Raw genomic sequence first — 18,238 nt, forward strand, 5'->3', positions numbered from 1 at the left:
CTTTTTGTTTGCAGCAGGAGCAAGTTTGAAGGTCACTCAAAACAAGGTGTTGAGACGGTGATCGTGAAAATAATTTTTGTCGAGGTTGCTATCGGCCATGTTCACGGTGGCTGATCATTTGAGGGGGCTGTGTTTATGAATCGTTGGAAGAAAATAATCGTCACAGGAATTGCTTTGGTGTCACTTTTGACGCTGGTCGCTTGCGGTAAGGCTGCGAATGATAGCAGTGCTGCCAGCTCAAGCAGCAAGCCCATCGTGCTCGGCAGTAGTGGCTCGGATTATCAAATCTGGCAACATATCGCTAAATCGCCGCAAGCCAAAAAGGCAGGACTGACGATTAAAGTGAAGCAGGTCACGGATGGTAACGTAATTAATGCTTCGACTGCTGAAGGGCAACTTGATGTAAATGCATTCCAGTCGTATGCCTATTTTCAGCAATACAATAAAATCAATCCGAGCCAAAAACTGGCCGCACTTGGGACGACCTATCTTGAGCCGATGGGACTGTATTCAAAAAAGTACAAACATTTAAGTGACATTCCAAATGGCGCAACGATTGGCATCTCAAATGATCCTGCCAATGCGACCCGTGGGCTATTACTACTTGCGGCCGCTAAATTGATCACACTGAAGTCGAATTTTAATGCGCTGAGTACCGTGAAAGACATTCAGACGAATCCCAAACAGCTGAAATTTAAAGAGGTGGAAACCACGGTGCAGACGCTGCCGGATGTTGACGCAGAGCTGATTTCCAATACGCGGGCCTTGGATGGCGGGCTCAACGTTTTGAAGGATTCGCTTTTCCATGAAAAATTAACCCAGAAGACGCGGGCAAATGTCAATATTCTTGCAACTGCAGCCAAGAACAAGAACAATAAGCAGTTCAAAAAACTCGTGAAACTTTACCACGATCCAACCCTTCAAACTTGGATCAAGAAGACTTTTTCCGGGACGAAACTTGAGGTTGATAAGCCGATTAGCTACCTGCAAAAAAGTAACTAAGTGAGTTTACCTGGCTGAAACGCGTTCACTGACGCAGAAGTCTGCGTGTAAGAACCTCAGGCGCAATGGCCAAAATCGGGTCATCACGCCTGAGGCCACTTACACTCCGACTTCTAACCGCGCCAGTTCACGCTCTTGTCAATTTCCGAGGTTCCTATGTCATTCTGGATCTGTTATAATGGACACGTAAAAGAGACGCCTTGCCTCAACAAAGCGTCCCTTGTTACAGCAGAACCGTATTAAGAACGGTGGCTTACATCGCAAACTAAAAGCCGCGATTGGTGTCCAAAGTCAACGCGGCTTTTAGTATGTTTATTTTTTTCGGAATAATCCGAGCGCCTGCTTTAGCTCGTAAACTGCAAAGCACAGTTTTCTCAAAGCCTTGATCAAACGGGTAAACGCGTTGACCAAAACAGTGAACGAGCTGATGCAAACCGTGATTGTCGCAAGTGCGGCAATCATAAACACACCGGCACCTCCTTTCGTCGGAATGTGGTTCGATAGTTTTTACACCATCGGCATCACCTTCTTTCGATTGCGAGGCGCCACCGCCTATTAACTTTTCTGCTCATTCATAGCTTATCAGATGTCACACCCGCGACCAATCATATCGCGGGTTTTTTAATAACTAAAAGCCTGAAAAGATGTCAGAGGTTAAATGAACCTAAAGTGCTGACTGAGCAAGCGTATAATAACAGCTGTACTGTTAGATCACGTGATTCAATTTTCTTGAAGGAGGTTTTTCTATATGTGTTCATCCATGACGATCAAATCGCTTCAAGGTGATATTTTTTGGGGCCGAACGATGGACTATAACACGAGTTTCTTTCACGAGACACCGGCTGGCGGCGTTCCGGGGAAAATCGTGAGTCTGCCGGCCGATCATCAATTGCCGGCGCAAAGTGGAACTTGGACAACCAAGTATGCTGCGGTTGGCGTTGGTGTTGATCAGAGTGTCGCTTTATTTGATGGCGTCAACAGTGAAGGACTTGCTGGCGATTTGCAGGTGCTGGTTGAGTGTAGCTGGGCGAGTGCCGATTCACTGGCGAAACGCAACTTGAAACCGATCAAAGGTGAAGAGTTTGTCAGCCTGGCTTTGACGACTTGCAAAAACGTTGCCGAGGTACGGGAACTGGCCGGTCAATATGGCTTGATTGATGAACCACTCCAGTTTGGCGGTCAAGGCGTTAAAATTCCACTGCATTACACGTTTGTCGATCCGTCTGGTGCTGGGTTAGTCATTGAGCCAACCGATCACGGGGCCTTCAAACTTTATGACAGCATTGGCGCCATGACAAATAGCCCGGAATATCATTGGCACACCACTAATTTACGCAACTATGTCAGCCTGAACGATCGCAATTATCCTGAAGGTGCCGATCTCGGTGATCACCATCTTGACCCGATTGAACTGGGCACCGGCTACGGCATGTTTGGCTTGCCAGGTGATTACACCTCCCCGTCGCGGTTTGTCAGAGCCATGTTTGTGTCCCGCAATCTTGATCCGTTTGAAAGCAAAGATGGCATCCGCGTGCTTTACAATGCCTTCAAGACAGTCCTGATTCCGCAAGGCTTGGGTCGCGATCCCAAACACGACATTTTGACGGATTACACCCAGTATTGGTCAGGCTATGACTTGAGCAAGCGCGCAATTTACGTTCAGGATTCAAACACGCTAACCATGACCACCAAGACGCTCGACCCGACCGTTACGGAAGTCACCTATGACGATTTGGTAAAAACGGAACAGTTTAATCAACTATAAAAAATCTCCAAAAACTCATCACAAAAACGCCGCCAAATAAGGAGCTCCCCTTTGACGGCGTTTTTGCACAATGCTATAAATTTTATCGTTGCCGTTTTTGCCGTTTGTTCTTCTGCCACTCGGCCATGGGAATAATCTGATCCGAGTCGGCGTGACCGGCTGTTTTGGCGTGGCCTTTTCGCGGGACCGGCTTTTTGGTCAAGGCTTCCTTAATCTGATTTTGCGCCGTATCAGCCAGGGATTTCATTTGGGTTGCCGTCCACAAGTGGGTGCTGGCAGTGGACTTGATGAAGATGGCTAAGGATTGGCCCAGGCCTTCCTGCTTATCCGGCGGCACGAGCTTGGTGTCGCGCAGCAATAGCAACAGCGCCGCACCGATGTCCTGGCTGGTCCATTCTTTCGGCTCGTGGCCAAACATGGCTTGGATCGTGTGAATCAGGAAAAAGATCACTGCGCCAAAGAACTCTTCGTCTTGGGTGGCTTCTGGCAGGTGATGCCAGGCCTTTGAGTCGAAAAAGACCATTAGCTGGTCGACTAGGATTGACATGCTTTCGGAATCAACATCAAGATCGCCAGCAGGGTCAAAGCCAATATCACGCCCGTCAGAATCATCAGCCATCGGAGACGCAAGCTCACCATCTTCGACTAACCCGAGGACATAGGTTGTTGTGAGCAATGCGCCCATTAATGCATCAATGAAGTCGACAATCGTCAACTTGACACGTTTGGTGCGAATCAACCAAATCATCATGGCTTTAATGAGTTCTGAAGCAACGGCGATGGCTTCGCTGCGGCGGCGATCGTCATCGTTGACCTGTTGCAGTGTCGTTTCGAGCGCAATCGACACCGATTCAGCAGAAAGCGTCTGAATGGTGGACCGTAGATTCTTGAATGACGCAGCAAAGAAGGTGACAAGGATCGTGCGAATTTCTTTTGGCGGTATTTTTCTAAAATCCGGATCCTGCATCAAGGCTGCATAGTCATCGCTTTTTTGAAAATCAGACCAATAAAGATCGATTTCCTTGCTGGCGTGTCGTTGCAGTTTTTCTTGGTAATCCATGTTGCCCTCCACTTCTTATTGTTACGGGTTTGCTTACCTTCAGTTTACCAGTTGTCGCCCCTTGCTCACATGAAAACTTGCTTTGTTTTCCAAAAGAAATTCACAGCAGCAAAAGTCCTGCGATATGGGTGTTTTTGCGAGTTTCTAATGGGTTAAAATCTAGCCAAATAAAATCGGCACCAAAGACAGAATACGCGTCTTTGGTGCCGATTGACTGTAAGTGTGGTGGATAAATGATTTTTACCTGCATAGGTTGCTTCAGTGGCGGTTTATTCGAACATTTTCTTCGTTGCCCGCATCAGCGTCTTAATATCCTTGTCGTATCGTGGCGTTTGGACAAGGTGACTCATCGGGATGCCGGTGAAGTGATAGGCAGCAATTTCGCCTGAGCGGACAGCGCTTTGTTCCGTGAAGACCATCTGGAATGGCTGTTCGACGAATTCACCGGTGAAGGCGAGGTTCGTTGAGTGGGCCGGAATGACTTCGGGACGATCGACTTTGGCACGGTTGTTGAAGAGTGCCGAAGCATATGGCATGTAAACCGGGATGTTGTTGATGATGCTGGCCATAATCTCATCTTGGTGATCGCGGATATTGCCGGGACCCGGATCAACTTTTGCCAATTGGCCGATCAATTCAAGTGCCATTTCCTTACCGGTCATTTTGATATACGGCTTGTTCACAAACTCACCGTAACGCCGTGGATAGAGGAAATAGCCCCAAAGAACGGTTTCGTTTGGTTTTTGGGTGGTGAAGTGCGGCTGATGATGCACGACAATCGACATCATCACGTCTTTTTGCCCAAGCGCCGTGATCGGCTGGGTGGATAAGAAGGAATTCAAGGCATTCCCCGGAAGCTGCGTTGTGATGCGCTCGATTTCATTGAGCAGCAGGTGATCCTTGGTGGTCAAAGTAAAACTGACCCATTCGCTGGCGGCGCGATCAGCAAAGAACTTATCAGGATTGCCAAGATTATAAAAATGCTCGGTAGCTTGTTTCCATAAGCCAGCTGCGGCACCTTGATCCATGTTTTCAACGGCCGGGTGGTCAAAGTCGCCTTGCGTGGCCGAATCAGTGATGGAGCCGTTGGTAAAGAAGACGGCAGTGTCATCATCAACATCGACATGCTCGGTTTTGCCGGTTTCAGTTTTCAGCATGTTGAGACCGGTGACGGTGATTTCGTCGGTCATAGCCGTATCTTTAAACTCAAAATCCGTGACCCGGCGATTGAGAATAATCCGGCAGCCTTGATCCTTCAGATAGTTGATCAGCGGCAACATGATGCTTTCGAATTGGTTGTAACGGGTGCGGTTAACGCCTACCAGATGCTCGATTTGCGTGAACTCGTAAATCATCATGTGCATGTAGCGCCGCAACTCTTGCGCTGAACTTTCAATCCGGAACGCAAAGGTCGTTTCCCACATGTACCAGAAATTCGTCTGGAACATATGCGGATCATCTTTGAAATAATCGGCAATGCTGACATTGTCGAGTTTTTCTTCTTCTGAGTCCGGCATCATGATCAGCTTGGTTAGCAAAAGGCGATCCTTGTTATTCAGCCCTAGATGGCCAGCCTGAATGATGCCGATGCCGCCTTCCATCAGCCGAGCCTTGTCAAAAGTGCGATGCTGGGCATCAAACTGCCGGGTATCTTCTTCAGCCGTCAGCCCCGGTTCAGTTGCCGAGGGAATCCGACTCAACAGGTCCATCAAATCAACATAGGTTCGATAGTTCAGCATGCGACCGCCGCGTGCCACATAGCCTTTGGTGTTTTCCATGGGATGAACCTTATTCCAGTACTCATCTGCCGTATCAGCAGCCGGAGCCCCATCATTTGATCCATGATCGTCCAGTGAATAAAACGTGATTTGATTGCCCTGCCAATGACTTTCCTGAATCAGATAAACGGCAGCCGCCATATTAGCTAGCCCAGCGCCGATCATGATCGCCTTATGCTTGATCATCTTTTAGTTCCCCCTAACGACTTTCGAACTTCTTGTATGCATCTGCGTCATCTTTGAACAGTTCCATTTTGTTAGCGAAGTACCAGGCTGTTCCCCCGGTCACCAAGGCTAGGCCGAGTGCCGTCCATAAAAGTTTTTTCATATAAAAACGCTTCCTTTCCGTCTATAGCTATAGTATAGCCATGCGAAAAAGAAGCGTCTTTAGTCAAAATGTGGCGTTTGTTCGAAAATTAAGTTCTTTTATTGTGCGCTTGCTTGTGCACAATGAACGCAATCGAACCGTTAAGCATCAGATCAGCGCGTTTGATGAGGTCGTCTTCGGGTTCCTGTAACGACTGTGATAACCACAACAAAACCTGGCCGACAATCGCGGCGCCATAAAAATTACAGATGTCCGCAACCATTTTTGGCGGGGTAGTCGGATCAATGTCCAGCACCACTGGCTTGACCATGTCAGTCGCGGATTGGAAAAGAAACTCTTCCAGCATGTCGCGACCAACAGAATTAAAGGCGTTCAGACAAAATGCCTGATTGGCCAAGATGTAATCGAGCACCAGCCGATACTTGGCTTCCCAGGTGGCCGCTCCAAGATTCTTCATGACTTTACGGCCGATGTCAGCTTCAAACGTCCACTTCAGGAGGCCGTAGATATCTTCAAAATGATAATAAAACGTGTTGCGATTCACGTGGGTTGCGGCACTCAATTCCGCAATGGTAATGCGATCCAGCGGCTTATGCTGCATGAGCTGCTTTAAGGTGGTCGCGAGCTGCATTTTGGTCTGATCGGATGTGGCCATCAACATCATTGCTCCTGTAGTTATGCTAGAAATATCGGGTAGATTGGGGGTAAAAGTCTGTCGAACTGTTGCTAGACAGCGACAGGTGGAGAGGTTACTTAACTTTCAACGGCTTCAACTGTGCCTCGATTTTATCCAGTGTCACGTTGGCTTCAAGTAACGCAGCCGCGGCATAAGCGCCTTCGACAAACGCCACGTCATAGACATGCATTTGTTTGTCGCTGACTTCTTCGGCGATGTCGAGATTCATTTTGGCGCTGCCAAGATCATAGAAAACCAACAACTCGGAAGCCGGGTTGTCGTTAATGGCTTTTTGAATATGGTCAAGATCGGTGCCGATTTGACCGTCACTGGTACCGCCGGCTGTGGTGATGGGAACATCTTTGGCGACTTGTTTGACTAGCGTTTCAAGGCCGCTGGCGATGGCCGGTACGTGGGAAACGAGCAATATGCCCATTGCCATAGAATCACGCTCCTTTGAGGTTTGAAAGTTCACGCTTTTGCATCGAGGTATGCTTTTAGTAGCTCACCAGTCGAAGCTGCGCCTGGGTCAACGTGGCCGACGCTCTTTTCACCGAGGTAAGAGGCGCGGCCGCGTTTGGCGGTCATTGGCTTGGTGGCTTCGACCAGCTTGTCAATGGCGTCGGCGGTCAATTTGTTTTGCTTGATCAAATCAGCGGCAGGTGCCCAGACATCTAACATGGTTTTGTCACCAGGCTTGGCTTGGCCGCGTTTGGCGATACCCTTGGCAGCTGCTTCGACAAGGTCGCCAAAGTCAGTGTCGGTTTTGGCGAGTTTGGCCATTTCCAGGAAAGCCGTTCCATACAACGGACCACTGGCGCCGCCGACTTTACTGAGCATCGCCATGGCAATTGTCTTGAAGTCTTGCGCCAAATCGTCGGTTGGCGGGGTCTTTTCGAACGCTGCTTTGATCGCATTGACGCCGCGTTCCATGTTGTTACCATGGTCGGAGTCGCCGATCACGCGGTCAAGTTCGGTGAGATGATCTTTTTGATCGGCAATCCGGTTTTCAAAATTCGTCATCCATTTGGTTAATGTCTCAACGTTTAACATCAGTATCCCCCCAGCCTACAGTATGTGCAGATGCATTCAGATAAGTCAGCCATTGCGGGTCGTCCAGCGCCAGCATCGTCAGTGAAACGCCGGCCATGTCGAGCGATGTGACATAATTGCCCGCCTTGGTGAAGCTGGCTTCGAGGCCTTGTGCATGTAATTCATTCAAAACATCGCCCATGAAAATGTACTGCTCGGACAGTGGGGTTGCACCCATGCCGTTGACCAGCACCGCGTATTTATGAGCTTTAGGATCTTTGAATTCAACCGTTAGCTTGCCAATGAGTTGCTTGGCTAGAACTTTGGAAGTCGGCAGCTTTTCCTGACCGGTGCCGGGTTCGTTGTGAATGCCAACGCCAAACTCGATTTCATCAGGCTTTAAGTCAAAACCGGGTTTGCCGACTTCCGGCACAGTCGCAGCATGCAAGGCAACTGCGAACGACTTGGTATTTTTAACGACCGTATCGCCTAGCTTTTTGAGGTCATCAAGGCCTAACCCAGCCTCGGAAGCCGCTCCGAGAATCTTTTCGACAAAAATCGTGCCGGCAACGCCGCGACGGCCCTGTGTGTACAGTGAATCCTTGACGGCCACATCGTCATCCACGACGACTGACTCGACTTTGATGTCATCGACGCTGGCCAGGTCCTTGGCCATGTCGAAGTTCATGACGTCACCGGAGTAATTCTTGACGATCATGAGAACCCCTTCGCCTTGGTTAACTGCCTTGATCGCGGCGTAAATCTGGTCGGGCGTCGGTGAGGTAAAGACTTGGCCGGCCACTGCGGCATCAAGCATGCCTTGGCCGACATAACCGGCATGCAACGGCTCATGACCTGAACCGCCACCGGAAATAACGCCAACTTTTGCATGTTGCTTAAATGCGGCGTCATTGCGGACGACCGCCGTTGTTTCAGGAATCTGTTTCAAATATTGCGGATAACTGGCAGTGAGACCAGCAATCATTTCCGGGACAATATCGCCCGGGTCATTGATAATCTTCTTCATATTTGTTTGCAACTCCCTTCTAGTTATCAGTGTACCGCTTTCAGTGCTAAAAAGTCAGGTCGTCAGCTAAGAATAACAAGGGGAATCTTAATGGTGGCGGCGTTTGTGGTGATCGGTTTTAGATCGCGGGTCAGAAAATAAAAACGCCTCGTTAGCACATTTTGGCTTAACGAGGCGAATAGGTGATGCAACGGTTAGTCATCGAAATCGGTGACAGTTTCGATGGTGTAGTTGCCGCTATTTTTAAGTAATTTTGAAACCGGGCAGCGATTTTCAATTTCTTCGGTGAAGGATTTGGCGGTATCCAGATCGACGCCTTTCACCATAACCTGGGCATGAACCAGAAATTGATACTCAGCACGGGCGCCGATGAACGCCACCTTCACGCGAACTGCGCCGGTATGTGGCAGTCCGTGTTCTTTTTCAACGGCTTCCAATGTGGCTTCAAGGCAAGTGCTCAACGACAAGCCCAAAAGCTGTTCAGGGTTGGTCCCCGGATGGTCATTCATCGGGCTGCTTGTTTGCACCTTCAGGCCGCCCGGCACATAAGCGTGACCTTCCAGTCCTTCGTCGTTAATGGCTTCAGTTGTGTACAGTGGGTGATTCCAACGTTCGTCTTGCATGAAAATTCCTCCTTGGATTGTCGATAGACTTGGACTCATGGAGCGCGTACTTAACGGTTAGGCCAGTAAATGATGTCCTTAATTCAGTTGTAGCATACTAGGTAACCGTATTAAGTATAAACGCTTACATATGTTCAGTAAACTGATGTTGTTATCTGCTAAGTCAGGATTGTATTACGATTTAAGAGTCCTGGAAATTGATTTATAAAGAATCATAATCAGAATAATTGCGTTTCCCAAGCCAAAAGCTAAAGATGCAAGCAGAAAAATGCCCCGCCAATTTGCTTATAAAGAAGACCAAGAACTAAAGAGATAAAGAAAGTTGCAATGACTGAAATCCATAATTTTCGCATTTTGATTGACCCCTCAAAATTAAAATAGCCATCTTTGAATCTGTGTAGACGCACAAATTCATTGGCTTTATTTCTAACTATTTGTCACTCAAATCCGGCTTCTGATAAGGTTCCGGATCATTGGCGTGTTCAGGTGGGCGTTGTTCAAAGCCAAGTTCCTTGGTGATGAGTGGGCTGCCTTCCCAAATGAGGTGTTCGAGCAAGGCCATCGTGGTTTGAGCATCACTCAAGGCTGTGTGAGAAGGTAAATCAATGCCGAGCGCTTCTTTGTAGTATTGCAGCGAAGGGGTGTGCTTTTTGCCGATTCCGAAAGTTTTACGGGCTAATGCGGCGACATCGAAGGTTTGAACAGGTGGCACATCGATCGCGAGGCCGGCGCGAAGGGCGCGTAGGTCGTTGCTGAGTGCGAAGCCGACAACGAGTTCATGCTTCAACAATTGTTCGACAGCTGTTTTCGCCAGCGGCAACGGTTGCCCGTATTGGTTCAACAAGTCATCGGTAATCCCGGTGATTTTGACCGAGAATGGCATCACGTGATGGCCTTCGGGTAGTTGGGTGAAAATGTCAAACGCACCTGCGACTTGATGACCACGGACCCGTAACAAGCTGATTTCGGTGAGGTCAAGTTGGTTGCGATCGGCCACAAACTCTGTATCGATCACGATGTAGTCGCCCCGGGCCAGTCGATCAATGACGTCTTTTTGCGTTTTTAACGGTGCCTGGTCTGAGGCAAGCTGGGCCATAGTTGGCGGGTCTAACTGCAGCGACTTGGCCGCGCGCTGGTTGGCAGATTGCACTAACGGGGCTTTTTCCTGCGCAAACTTGGCTGCTAGTTTGGTCGTTAAGCGATCCGCCTGCTCTTGCCGTTGATGACGCAAATCGGTCAGGGTCTGATCGGCTTGGCCCAAGGAAATGCCAAAAAGCCTGGCCAGCCAAGTAGCTGGGGCAGTCGGCATCGTTGTCAAGACGTAGGCGCCCTTGAGATCAAGCAAAGAAAAGACTACCTGACCGGTTTCAAGCCAATTTTGCAATCCGAGGGCGAGGAGATGGACCCAGTCACTAAAAGGCTGCATGATGATTGGCAATTTATCGGCGGTTCTCATTTGATCCAGTTGTCGAGCAGCTCTAGAAACAGCTAGCGTGAGGCCGCGGGCGAGGCTTTTGCGGTGATTACCAAAATCCTGAACCGAAAACATGATCGGAAGCAGTGGGCCGCGTGGGCGTAACATGTCACGCAACCGGCCACCTTCAGGATACCAACGAGCCAGATCGAATTGCACGTTTCCCTGAATGTTGACCCGATTAACGGTTGCAGACTGGTGTGGCCGGTATTCACGATGCTGAAAGAGCGCCGTGAGTTCATCAAGGCGAATGCGCACCGCTGCGGCGTTATGCGGTTTGGCAATTGGGTCGCGCAATAATTTATTTAACTGACGCCGTGCTTGCCGCGGCGAGCGCATTTTTCTTTTTCGATTAGTGGACCGCGCCATGCTGCAGCCTCCCTTACTTGGTGTTTGACATATACGAACAGTATACCAAGAGTGAAGAAAATTTGCTTTTGGGGAATCAATTAAAGCCGATACTGCGAGCGGTTAGACGCTAAAAATGGTTTGAACGTCCACTTATTTTTGAGAAGTTCCTTGTTTTCACCGAGCATCTGTGGCATAACTGTTGTATGGATATCAAACAATCAACAGACGCAACAGCTTTCAAGCAGCGAATTTTCTTTGCCTTGTCCGAGCCGGGACGTTACACGATTGTGCGCATGCTTTACCACGTGGGCCACGAGATGGGGTGCAATGAGCTTAACCAGCACGTGGAGATTGACAAATCAACGATGTCATATCATTTGCGCACGTTACGTGAAATCGGCATGATTACCACGCGCGTTCAGGGACGGCAGAAATTCGTCACGTTAAATACTGATAAGATTGAATCTGTTTTCCCAGGATTACTTGCAGAGCTGTAAATAAGCACATGGTTGCTTATTTTTTAGCGACAATTGTTTGATAAATTTAAAACTATAAAACAGATTGGAGACTTTTGCATGAAAGAACGCAGACTCTCGCTTTTATTTTTCCTCGTTATGTTCGTAATTGGCACAGATACATTTCTGGTTTCACCTTTATTACCGACTTTGACCCGGTTTTACGGCATCTCAACGAGTCTTTCCGGTCTCATCGTCAGTGCGTACGCGGTGGGTTACATGCTGTCTGCGTTGCTGATTGGCCCGATTTCCGATCGCCATGATCGTAAACGCATTTTGGTTATCGGCCTAATTGTCTTTACCCTCGCCACTGCCGGGTGCGGACTGGCCAATACTTTTCCGCTGATGCTCGTCACCCGATTTATTGCCGGCATTGCCGCTGCGACAGCCGGTCCGCAGATCTGGGCGGCGATTCCCGTGCTCTTTCCCAAGGGTCAGGTGGTCAAAGTCATGGGATACGCTACAGCTGGTTTGGCGGTTGCCCAGATTGTCGGCGTTCCGCTCGGTAGTTATTTGGCCGTTATCTCGTGGTGTTTTCCCTTCTTCTTTGTTGGCACGATTGCACTGATACTGACATTGTTGGTCGCGCGGTTCATGCCCAGTCTTAATGAAGTTAGAACCGCTCAGCCAAAATCCAGCATCTACGGTCAGCTTTTCCAGAACAAGCCGGTACTTAAGTTATTGGGCGCGTACTTATTGTTTCAGACGGCAAATTTTACCGGCTTTGCGTTCATCGGTACCTGGTTCGCGAAAAGCTTTGGGCTCTCGGTGGGCACGATCGGCAGCTTTATTCTGGTGATCGGTGTCGGGCAGTTTGTCGGCAGTTTGATCGGCGCTCGACTGGTGACGTGGTTAGGTCAGCCGCACGCGTTCCTGCTTGAATTCCTGTTGTTCATCAGTGGCTATGTCGTTTTGCCATTGGCTTCGTCGGCGTTAGTCGCAACGATCATTCTGGCATTGATTTACACCATTGGCGGCGCGCTGTTGCCGTTGTTCATGAGCACTTTGCAAGATCAAGCGCGTTCAGCCCGCGGCACCATTTCCTCTTTGGCCAACGCGGTGATGTATCTTGGCGAAGCAATCGGCGGCGTTGTCGGTGGTATTTTGATTAAACAGTTCACGGGCTTCTCCGGCATTGCAGTGTTTACCGCTATTGGGGTAACCCTTGCGATGTTGCTGTACGCGCGGCAAGGCTATTTTAATTATGGCTGGCCGAAAATCCCGTGACTTTAGTCATGGGATGGACAGGCCCTGTCAACGCCTGTTAGGGTGTTTTGTTAGTTCGTTGTACTTTTGTTCGTTGATGTAATTCTCAACCGCGTCCTTGCCCATGTTGCCAAGGGTACTCATGTAGTAGCTGGGTGACCATAAATGCCCACCCCAATCTTGAGAATGTCGAATTTCTGGATGCCGTTTGAGAAAGATAAAGGCACTTCTACCCTTGAGCGCCTTGATGGCACTGGTTGGTGCCTTGCTAGGCGGAAAACTGATCAAGACATGGACATAATCGGGCATGACTGCCATTTTTTCGATCACAATCTCATTATCATCGGCGACCTTTTGCAAAATGCTTTTCATTTCGTCTGCCAGTTCCTTAGTTGCAAAAGTTTGATTGCGATATTTCGTGACCCAGATCAAATGGTAATGAAAATTATAGATATAGCGTCTGGTATAAACCGCGGCTTGGATTTTTTCTTTAGTCATAAAAGTTACCTCAATTGTTAGAGTCATTGACGAATGCTATAATACCATTATAGCAAGAAAAGAGGTGATATTAAATGAAGTCAATGGCACAATTAGAATATCATTATGGATTGAAGGTTCGCGTCTACCCAAGTGATCACCAAAAGAAATTGATTAAGCTAAACAGCGATGCCAGTCGCTTCGTCTATAACGAGATGGTTGCGATCGGTAAAGAACTCTGGCAATTAAAACAAGTTAAGCTACCAATTGATACGGTTCAAGATCGAATCAAGCAACTTGAACTACGGCAAAATGCCAAGCAGATGTCAAATCATTTCCAATTCTTAGAAGACAAGCGAATTGACAGTCTTGCTAAGGCTAACGCTATCCGAAACTATCGCAAGGCATGGAAAGCCTTTCGGAAGGTTCATAGTACTGGCGTCCCAAAATTCCACCGCAAAAGCTATGCGTGGGGCTACCAAACTAATTGCCAATATATCCAGCAGAAAACGATGCAGCTAACCAACGGGACCATCTGCTTTGAAGATGATAAGCACGTCTTAGTGCCTAAATTAGGGCGTCTACGCATCAAAGGTTCACACAAACGATTATTGAATCGAAAAGCAGAAACTCGTATTGGCACTGTCACGATTACTAAGGACACTGCAGACCGTTTCTTTTTATCCATGCAGCTGGGTTCTGATACACCCTTCACGACGAAGCCTGCCAAGACCAATCGGCAAACTGGCATTGACCTCAACACGGAAAACTTCTTGACTACCAGTGATGGCAAAGTCATAGCCAACCCGCACTACTATCGAACAATTAAGGGACGATTGGCTAAGGAACAACGCATTTTGTCACTCCGCGCCCGAAGGGCAAAGAAAGAGCATCGGCCGCTACGCAACAGTAAGAATTACCAAAAACAGCGCTTGCTAGTTGCCAAGATTCATGCACAGGTTCTGGATCGTCGTAAGAACTTCTTGCACAACGTCTCAACCACACTCATCAAGAACCACGATTTGGTGGTTGCAGAGGAATTGCGTAGTAAGAACTTACTAAAAAATCATGCCTTGGCCATGAGCATCGCAGACGTAGGCTGGCGCACATTCTTAGGAATGCTAACTTACAAGGCTGACCTTTATGGTCGCCAGTTTGTAACGGTCAGTCCTAAGAATACCACTCAAACCTGCCATCATTGCGGCTTCGTCATGGGAACAGAAGGCACTGATAAGCTTACGCTGGCTGATCGAGAATGGAACTGTTCTAAATGCCAGACCCATCACGTTCGCGATCACAATGCCGCTCAGAACATACTGATCAAAGGTATTGCTAAATTAGCCTGAATAGGCTCGTCCCTATGGCAACCTGGGGACGCTAAAGGCACTGGTAATTGCCGTGTAAGACAAGCAGTTCGTAGAACTGCCTGCAGTGGTGTATCTGTGCAAATTGTGATTCAAGCGCTCGTAACAGGGGTGCTTGCTCACAAGCCACTGACTTTAGTCAGTGGTGGTTGACGCAGCTGCAAACAAGCCGCTGATGATTCGTAATTTTTTGCATAGAGGTATTGTTCCGAAAAGTAGCAAACGATATAATTGACGCAAGAACATATGTTTGCTGTTCGGAAAGAAGATGCCATCATGCAGGAAAATTTAGCGCAGGAAATCTTATTGTTGTTAGGCAGTGGGCGGTTTTTAACGACCAAAGAAATCGCTAAACTGCTAAACCATCCAGAAGCAAGTATCAAAAGCGAACTACTTAAATTGGTGCGTGCTGAGAAAATTAACCGGCGATATTTTGCCGGTCGCGATTATTTTCAAACGGTTCAGCCACAGACGGAGCCGAATATCCTCAGCACAGCAGCTGAACAATACTTGGATCGACGACATGCAGCGCAAAAATTGGGCAACGCCCGGACTTGTTACCACCATTTGGCAGGAAAAGCTGGCATAGCCCTGTTTGACCAACTTTTAACGCAAAAACTCATTACCTTGACGACCGCCAACGCCTATCGATTGACGGAAAAAGGTCAGCACGTTTTGGCGCGGTACCTCGGTCACCCAGTGCGCCAGAGAAAGGTTCAGACTTGCATCGACTTTTCAGAGCGCCGGGTTCATTTAGCCGGTAAATTAGGGGATGAGTTGCTGGCAAAGCTGGTGGCTAATCATCAAATGGTCTTGAGCGGGAACAGACTTGTCCGGGTTTTACACCCAATTGGTCAGAAATCTTTGGCGGTGTCCCATGTCAGTTGAGCGACAACGGTGTGCATGGGGTGAAACCGGCAATGCCTTGATGCAGCAATACCACGATGAAGAGTGGGGCAGACTCAGTCATGACAGCCGCCACTTGTTTGAACTGTTGTCGCTGGAAATCATGCAGGCAGGCTTGAGTTGGCAGACGGTTTTGAATAAGCGGGCAGCGTTCAAGACAGCCTTTGCTAACTTTGATTATCGCCGAGTACAGCAGATGACCCCCGAAATCCCTGTACTCTTGCAAAATCCACAAATCATCCGGAATCGTCTGAAAGTGACAGCGATTATCAACAACGCGAATGCCATTGCAAAGCTGGCTGATAAAGGCGAGAACTTTGATCACTACGTCTGGGCATTCGTCAAAAATCGGCCGATTCAACATCACATCACCAGTCATGCGGAAGTTCCCAACACAACCGATTTGGCCAAGCGCATGGGCAAGCAAATGAAGAAGGATGGTTTTAGTTTTACCGGTCCCGTCGTCATCTACTCGTTTATGCAGGCAGCAGGGCTGGTCAACGATCATGAAACCAGGTGTTTTGTTTATCAGTTGCTGGAAAAATGAAAGTGTTAACCGATATTCGTCGATTGGAATGCTGGCAACGCTTATCAGAGCGCTAGGAGGATTAACACTCATGGAAACAACCATTCGCAAATTTGGAGATTCGATTGGTGTCATTATTCCAAAAGAGTTTCATGCAAAAGTTGGCGAAAAGTATCAGATTCACAAGATCGCTGATACATTTGTTTTGACGCCAGTTCACAAAGATTTGTTTGCTGACGAAACGGAATGGTATGGGTTTAGAGATAGTGTTACGGAAAGCGATCGTGAGTGGGATGAGAGCGCGCTTTTATAGCAAATAATATTCCATAAAGGACGCCGAATACTGAACGTTTCTGAAAGATCAAAAAGCACGCCACCTCTTGTTGAAGTGACGTGCTTTTTGATCGGCAGCCATGCGGATTCGCTGAAGATGCAATAGAAGTCTGCCGTTAAGAACAACTTATCTTGAGTGATTAGTCGTCAATATCATTGTGCAAATCCTTCAGTAAAGCGCCGACCGTCTTAAAACTTTTGGTCCGGCCAGCTTTGACATCCGCTTCTGCAGTTTGCAGCTGGCCTTCGACAATTATCTCAGGGGTAAATGGCAAATCACCACTGTCGCTAATATGCTTCAAATACATATTAATGGCAGAGGACATGTCTAATCCCATACTATTGATGACGCGGAGAGCGCGAGCTTTTGTTTCTATATCAACTTCAACGTTAATGCGTGATCGAGATGCCATTGCTGCCAACCTCCTTAGGCCATTGTTGCTTTATTATGACGCCAAACCGGCTATATTGTCACCCATTATAAATGCCATGAAGAGTTCGAGAAATCCTCAATGAAAACTGAATTAAAAAAAGTCCACCCGCACCAAACGCGAATGGACTGATGAAACCTTAAAATCGGTGAAATTAAAGTGCTTCAGGAACCATCTTGACAGGCTTGTTGCCGATCCAGCCGGTGATTTCCTTGAAGGTGTCTGTGATGGCATCGGTGCCTGGCTTGAGCATCTTACGAGGGTCAAAGCCCTTGCCTTGTTGATCCTTGCCAGCTTCGATGTATTCACGGGTTGCTTTAGCAAAGGCAAGTTGGCATTCGGTGTTGATGTTCAACTTGGAAATACCCATGGTGATCGCCTTTTGAACTTGTTCTTGAGGGATACCGGAACCACCGTGAAGAACGAGTGGCATCTTAACGGCGTCGTTCAATTCTTGCAAGCGGTCGAAGTGCAGGCCTTTCCAGTTGTCTGGATATTGGCCGTGGATGTTACCAATGCCGGCTGCCAGGAAGTCGATCCCGGTAGCAGCCAAAGTCTTGGCTTCTTCAACGTCAGCTAATTCTCCTTCGCCGACAACACCGTCTTCTTCACCGCCGATGGAACCAACTTCGGCTTCAACGGAAATGCCCTTGGCGTGAGCCAGCTTAACGATTTCCTTGGTCTTTTCCAAGTTATCTTCAAAGTCGAGGTCGTGGCCGTCGAACATAACGGAGTTGTAGCCGGCAGCAATGGCTTCCTTAGCAGCTTCGTAATTACCGTGGTCCAAGTGGATAACAACCGGAACGGTGATGCCCATGGCTTTAACCGTTGCTTCGATCATGGTTTGGCAAAATTCATAGCCGCCCATGTACTTAGCAGCACCCATGGAAGTCTGAATGATAACCGGAACGTTCAATTCTTGAGCACCGGCGAGAATGGCACGGGTCCATTCCAAGTTGTTGGTGTTGAAGGCACCGATACAGTAGTGACCTTTATGTGCAGCTTTTACAAGCTCTGCAGCGTTAACTAATGGCATGTAGATATCCTCCTACGAAATATACAATTCACAACCGTTGTATTCTACCATAGATTGCAAGAGAAAAGGGCGAGAAAATGATGAGATCCTGACGGTTTAAGTGACGGGTTTTGCGGGAACCAGTCATCATTGTCCTCGCCAAATAATGAGAACGCTCTCATTATTCGAATGATCGATTCATACACTACGTAGCGGATTTCACAAGCGACTTTAAAAACAATAAAAATAAAACAGCTTTATCACGCTAGTTCTAGGCGCTATTTGATTACTAACCTCCAAAAATAGATTGTATTTTCACAAGCAAATTATGCCAGTATAAATGAAACCT

21 protein-coding genes are annotated in these 18,238 nt (G+C 48.0%); 8 read left to right on the forward strand and 13 right to left on the reverse strand.

The genetic code is table 11. The annotated features are described in order from the left end of the window. Positions 1-135 precede the first annotated feature (135 nt). Positions 136-1,002: a MetQ/NlpA family ABC transporter substrate-binding protein gene (locus tag LACPH_RS02155; protein WP_274784365.1), complete on the forward strand. Its 867-nt coding sequence runs from the start codon at positions 136-138 to the stop codon at positions 1,000-1,002. Positions 1,003-1,314: 312 nt separating this feature from the next. Here the strand turns inward: LACPH_RS02155 and LACPH_RS02160 are convergent, their stop codons facing one another. Then, positions 1,315-1,470 carry a hypothetical protein gene (locus LACPH_RS02160; protein WP_191978404.1) on the reverse strand — a complete coding sequence of 52 codons (156 nt, stop codon included), beginning with the start codon at positions 1,468-1,470 and terminating at the stop codon, positions 1,315-1,317. Between the two features lie 280 nt (positions 1,471-1,750). Here LACPH_RS02160 and LACPH_RS02165 point away from each other — a divergent pair, with 280 nt between their 5' ends. Next, a complete protein-coding gene (locus LACPH_RS02165; protein WP_025013083.1) occupies positions 1,751-2,767 on the forward strand; it encodes a linear amide C-N hydrolase in 1,017 nt (338 codons plus the stop codon). Positions 2,768-2,849: 82 nt separating this feature from the next. Here the strand turns inward: LACPH_RS02165 and LACPH_RS02170 are convergent, their stop codons facing one another. The 9 genes from LACPH_RS02170 to LACPH_RS02210 all read right to left on the reverse strand — a co-directional run bounded on the left by LACPH_RS02170 (position 2,850) and on the right by LACPH_RS02210 (position 11,134). After that, positions 2,850-3,827 carry a hypothetical protein gene (locus LACPH_RS02170; RefSeq protein ID WP_274784366.1) on the reverse strand — a complete coding sequence of 326 codons (978 nt, stop codon included), beginning with the start codon at positions 3,825-3,827 and terminating at the stop codon, positions 2,850-2,852. Positions 3,828-4,096: 269 nt separating this feature from the next. Next, a complete protein-coding gene (locus LACPH_RS02175) occupies positions 4,097-5,791 on the reverse strand; it encodes an oleate hydratase (RefSeq protein ID WP_306387201.1) in 1,695 nt (564 codons plus the stop codon). 13 nt (positions 5,792-5,804) lie between these two features. Beyond that, the gene (locus LACPH_RS02180; RefSeq protein ID WP_010492975.1) at positions 5,805-5,933 is read right to left on the reverse strand and encodes a hypothetical protein; all 129 of its coding nucleotides are present in this window, start codon (positions 5,931-5,933) and stop codon (positions 5,805-5,807) included. Positions 5,934-6,021: 88 nt separating this feature from the next. Further along, a complete protein-coding gene (locus tag LACPH_RS02185; protein ID WP_274784368.1) occupies positions 6,022-6,588 on the reverse strand; it encodes a TetR/AcrR family transcriptional regulator C-terminal domain-containing protein in 567 nt (188 codons plus the stop codon). A 94-nt stretch (positions 6,589-6,682) separates the two neighbouring features. Beyond that, positions 6,683-7,051, reverse strand: a complete 369-nt coding sequence (gene dhaM / locus LACPH_RS02190; protein WP_274784369.1) for a dihydroxyacetone kinase phosphoryl donor subunit DhaM — start codon at positions 7,049-7,051, stop codon at positions 6,683-6,685. 29 nt (positions 7,052-7,080) lie between these two features. Then, positions 7,081-7,662 (reverse strand): dihydroxyacetone kinase subunit DhaL, encoded by a 582-nt coding sequence (dhaL, locus tag LACPH_RS02195; protein WP_274784370.1) that lies wholly within the window; start codon positions 7,660-7,662, stop codon positions 7,081-7,083. Beyond that, complete coding sequence (gene dhaK, locus LACPH_RS02200) at positions 7,649-8,668, reverse strand: dihydroxyacetone kinase subunit DhaK (RefSeq protein ID WP_274784371.1); 1,020 nt, start codon at positions 8,666-8,668, stop codon at positions 7,649-7,651. The genes dhaL and dhaK overlap by 14 nt, the downstream gene beginning before the upstream one ends. 194 nt (positions 8,669-8,862) lie before the next feature. Beyond that, complete coding sequence (locus LACPH_RS02205) at positions 8,863-9,291, reverse strand: OsmC family protein (protein WP_049169646.1); 429 nt, start codon at positions 9,289-9,291, stop codon at positions 8,863-8,865. A gap of 430 nt (positions 9,292-9,721) precedes the next feature. Next, positions 9,722-11,134 (reverse strand): 3'-5' exonuclease, encoded by a 1,413-nt coding sequence (locus LACPH_RS02210; RefSeq protein ID WP_274784372.1) that lies wholly within the window; start codon positions 11,132-11,134, stop codon positions 9,722-9,724. 185 nt (positions 11,135-11,319) lie between these two features. Between LACPH_RS02210 and LACPH_RS02215 the strand changes: the two genes are divergently transcribed. Next, positions 11,320-11,613, forward strand: a complete 294-nt coding sequence (locus LACPH_RS02215) for an ArsR/SmtB family transcription factor (protein WP_010492997.1) — start codon at positions 11,320-11,322, stop codon at positions 11,611-11,613. A 78-nt stretch (positions 11,614-11,691) separates the two neighbouring features. Beyond that, positions 11,692-12,858 (forward strand): MFS transporter, encoded by a 1,167-nt coding sequence (locus LACPH_RS02220; protein WP_274784373.1) that lies wholly within the window; start codon positions 11,692-11,694, stop codon positions 12,856-12,858. Between the two features lie 27 nt (positions 12,859-12,885). On the opposite strand, the gene tnpA is transcribed toward LACPH_RS02220, so the two are convergent. Continuing rightward, positions 12,886-13,335, reverse strand: a complete 450-nt coding sequence (gene tnpA, locus LACPH_RS02225; protein ID WP_213291583.1) for an IS200/IS605 family transposase — start codon at positions 13,333-13,335, stop codon at positions 12,886-12,888. A 74-nt stretch (positions 13,336-13,409) separates the two neighbouring features. On the opposite strand from tnpA, the gene LACPH_RS02230 reads away from it, so the two are divergent. The 4 genes from LACPH_RS02230 (at position 13,410) to LACPH_RS02245 (ending at position 16,423) form a co-directional block, all read left to right on the forward strand. Next, on the forward strand, positions 13,410-14,660 hold the full coding sequence (locus LACPH_RS02230; RefSeq protein WP_274784374.1) for an RNA-guided endonuclease InsQ/TnpB family protein: 1,251 nt from the start codon (positions 13,410-13,412) through the stop codon (positions 14,658-14,660). Positions 14,661-14,954: 294 nt separating this feature from the next. After that, on the forward strand, positions 14,955-15,566 hold the full coding sequence (locus tag LACPH_RS02235) for a transcriptional regulator (RefSeq protein ID WP_274784375.1): 612 nt from the start codon (positions 14,955-14,957) through the stop codon (positions 15,564-15,566). Further along, on the forward strand, positions 15,556-16,131 hold the full coding sequence (locus tag LACPH_RS02240) for a DNA-3-methyladenine glycosylase I (protein WP_274784376.1): 576 nt from the start codon (positions 15,556-15,558) through the stop codon (positions 16,129-16,131). Before LACPH_RS02235 ends, LACPH_RS02240 begins: the two co-directional genes overlap by 11 nt. A gap of 70 nt (positions 16,132-16,201) precedes the next feature. Further along, positions 16,202-16,423 carry an AbrB/MazE/SpoVT family DNA-binding domain-containing protein gene (locus tag LACPH_RS02245; protein WP_274784377.1) on the forward strand — a complete coding sequence of 74 codons (222 nt, stop codon included), beginning with the start codon at positions 16,202-16,204 and terminating at the stop codon, positions 16,421-16,423. Positions 16,424-16,583: 160 nt separating this feature from the next. Here LACPH_RS02245 and LACPH_RS02250 read toward each other — a convergent pair whose 3' ends face one another. Next, on the reverse strand, positions 16,584-16,856 hold the full coding sequence (locus tag LACPH_RS02250; protein WP_274784378.1) for a type II toxin-antitoxin system RelB/DinJ family antitoxin: 273 nt from the start codon (positions 16,854-16,856) through the stop codon (positions 16,584-16,586). Positions 16,857-17,028: 172 nt separating this feature from the next. Beyond that, positions 17,029-17,910, reverse strand: coding sequence for a class II fructose-1,6-bisphosphate aldolase (fba, locus tag LACPH_RS02255; protein ID WP_010493008.1), 882 nt, complete (start codon positions 17,908-17,910; stop codon positions 17,029-17,031). Positions 17,911-18,238 lie beyond the last annotated feature (328 nt).

The organism is Lacticaseibacillus parahuelsenbergensis (assembly GCF_030770265.1).
In the GTDB taxonomy this organism is placed as follows: Bacteria; Bacillota; Bacilli; order Lactobacillales; family Lactobacillaceae; genus Lacticaseibacillus; species Lacticaseibacillus casei.

Bases quoted from the DNA above. Each gene is read 5' to 3' on its own strand.
- LACPH_RS02155 (WP_274784365.1), top strand. From the start codon at position 136: ATGAATCGTTGGAAGAAAATAATCGTCACAGGAATTGCTTTGGTGTCA.
- LACPH_RS02165 (WP_025013083.1), top strand. From the start codon at position 1,751: ATGTGTTCATCCATGACGATCAAATCGCTTCAAGGTGATATTTTTTGG.
- LACPH_RS02170 (WP_274784366.1), bottom strand. From the start codon at position 3,827: ATGGATTACCAAGAAAAACTGCAACGACACGCCAGCAAGGAAATCGAT.
- LACPH_RS02175 (WP_306387201.1), bottom strand. From the start codon at position 5,791: ATGATCAAGCATAAGGCGATCATGATCGGCGCTGGGCTAGCTAATATG.
- LACPH_RS02180 (WP_010492975.1), bottom strand. From the start codon at position 5,933: ATGAAAAAACTTTTATGGACGGCACTCGGCCTAGCCTTGGTGACCGGG.
- LACPH_RS02185 (WP_274784368.1), bottom strand. From the start codon at position 6,588: ATGGCCACATCCGATCAGACCAAAATGCAGCTCGCGACCACCTTAAAG.
- dhaM (WP_274784369.1), bottom strand. From the start codon at position 7,051: ATGGCAATGGGCATATTGCTCGTTTCCCACGTACCGGCCATCGCCAGC.
- dhaL (WP_274784370.1), bottom strand. From the start codon at position 7,662: ATGTTAAACGTTGAGACATTAACCAAATGGATGACGAATTTTGAAAAC.
- dhaK (WP_274784371.1), bottom strand. From the start codon at position 8,668: ATGAAGAAGATTATCAATGACCCGGGCGATATTGTCCCGGAAATGATT.
- LACPH_RS02205 (WP_049169646.1), bottom strand. From the start codon at position 9,291: ATGCAAGACGAACGTTGGAATCACCCACTGTACACAACTGAAGCCATT.
- LACPH_RS02210 (WP_274784372.1), bottom strand. From the start codon at position 11,134: ATGGCGCGGTCCACTAATCGAAAAAGAAAAATGCGCTCGCCGCGGCAA.
- LACPH_RS02215 (WP_010492997.1), top strand. From the start codon at position 11,320: ATGGATATCAAACAATCAACAGACGCAACAGCTTTCAAGCAGCGAATT.
- LACPH_RS02220 (WP_274784373.1), top strand. From the start codon at position 11,692: ATGAAAGAACGCAGACTCTCGCTTTTATTTTTCCTCGTTATGTTCGTA.
- tnpA (WP_213291583.1), bottom strand. From the start codon at position 13,335: ATGACTAAAGAAAAAATCCAAGCCGCGGTTTATACCAGACGCTATATC.
- LACPH_RS02230 (WP_274784374.1), top strand. From the start codon at position 13,410: ATGAAGTCAATGGCACAATTAGAATATCATTATGGATTGAAGGTTCGC.
- LACPH_RS02235 (WP_274784375.1), top strand. From the start codon at position 14,955: ATGCAGGAAAATTTAGCGCAGGAAATCTTATTGTTGTTAGGCAGTGGG.
- LACPH_RS02240 (WP_274784376.1), top strand. From the start codon at position 15,556: ATGTCAGTTGAGCGACAACGGTGTGCATGGGGTGAAACCGGCAATGCC.
- LACPH_RS02245 (WP_274784377.1), top strand. From the start codon at position 16,202: ATGGAAACAACCATTCGCAAATTTGGAGATTCGATTGGTGTCATTATT.
- LACPH_RS02250 (WP_274784378.1), bottom strand. From the start codon at position 16,856: ATGGCATCTCGATCACGCATTAACGTTGAAGTTGATATAGAAACAAAA.
- fba (WP_010493008.1), bottom strand. From the start codon at position 17,910: ATGCCATTAGTTAACGCTGCAGAGCTTGTAAAAGCTGCACATAAAGGT.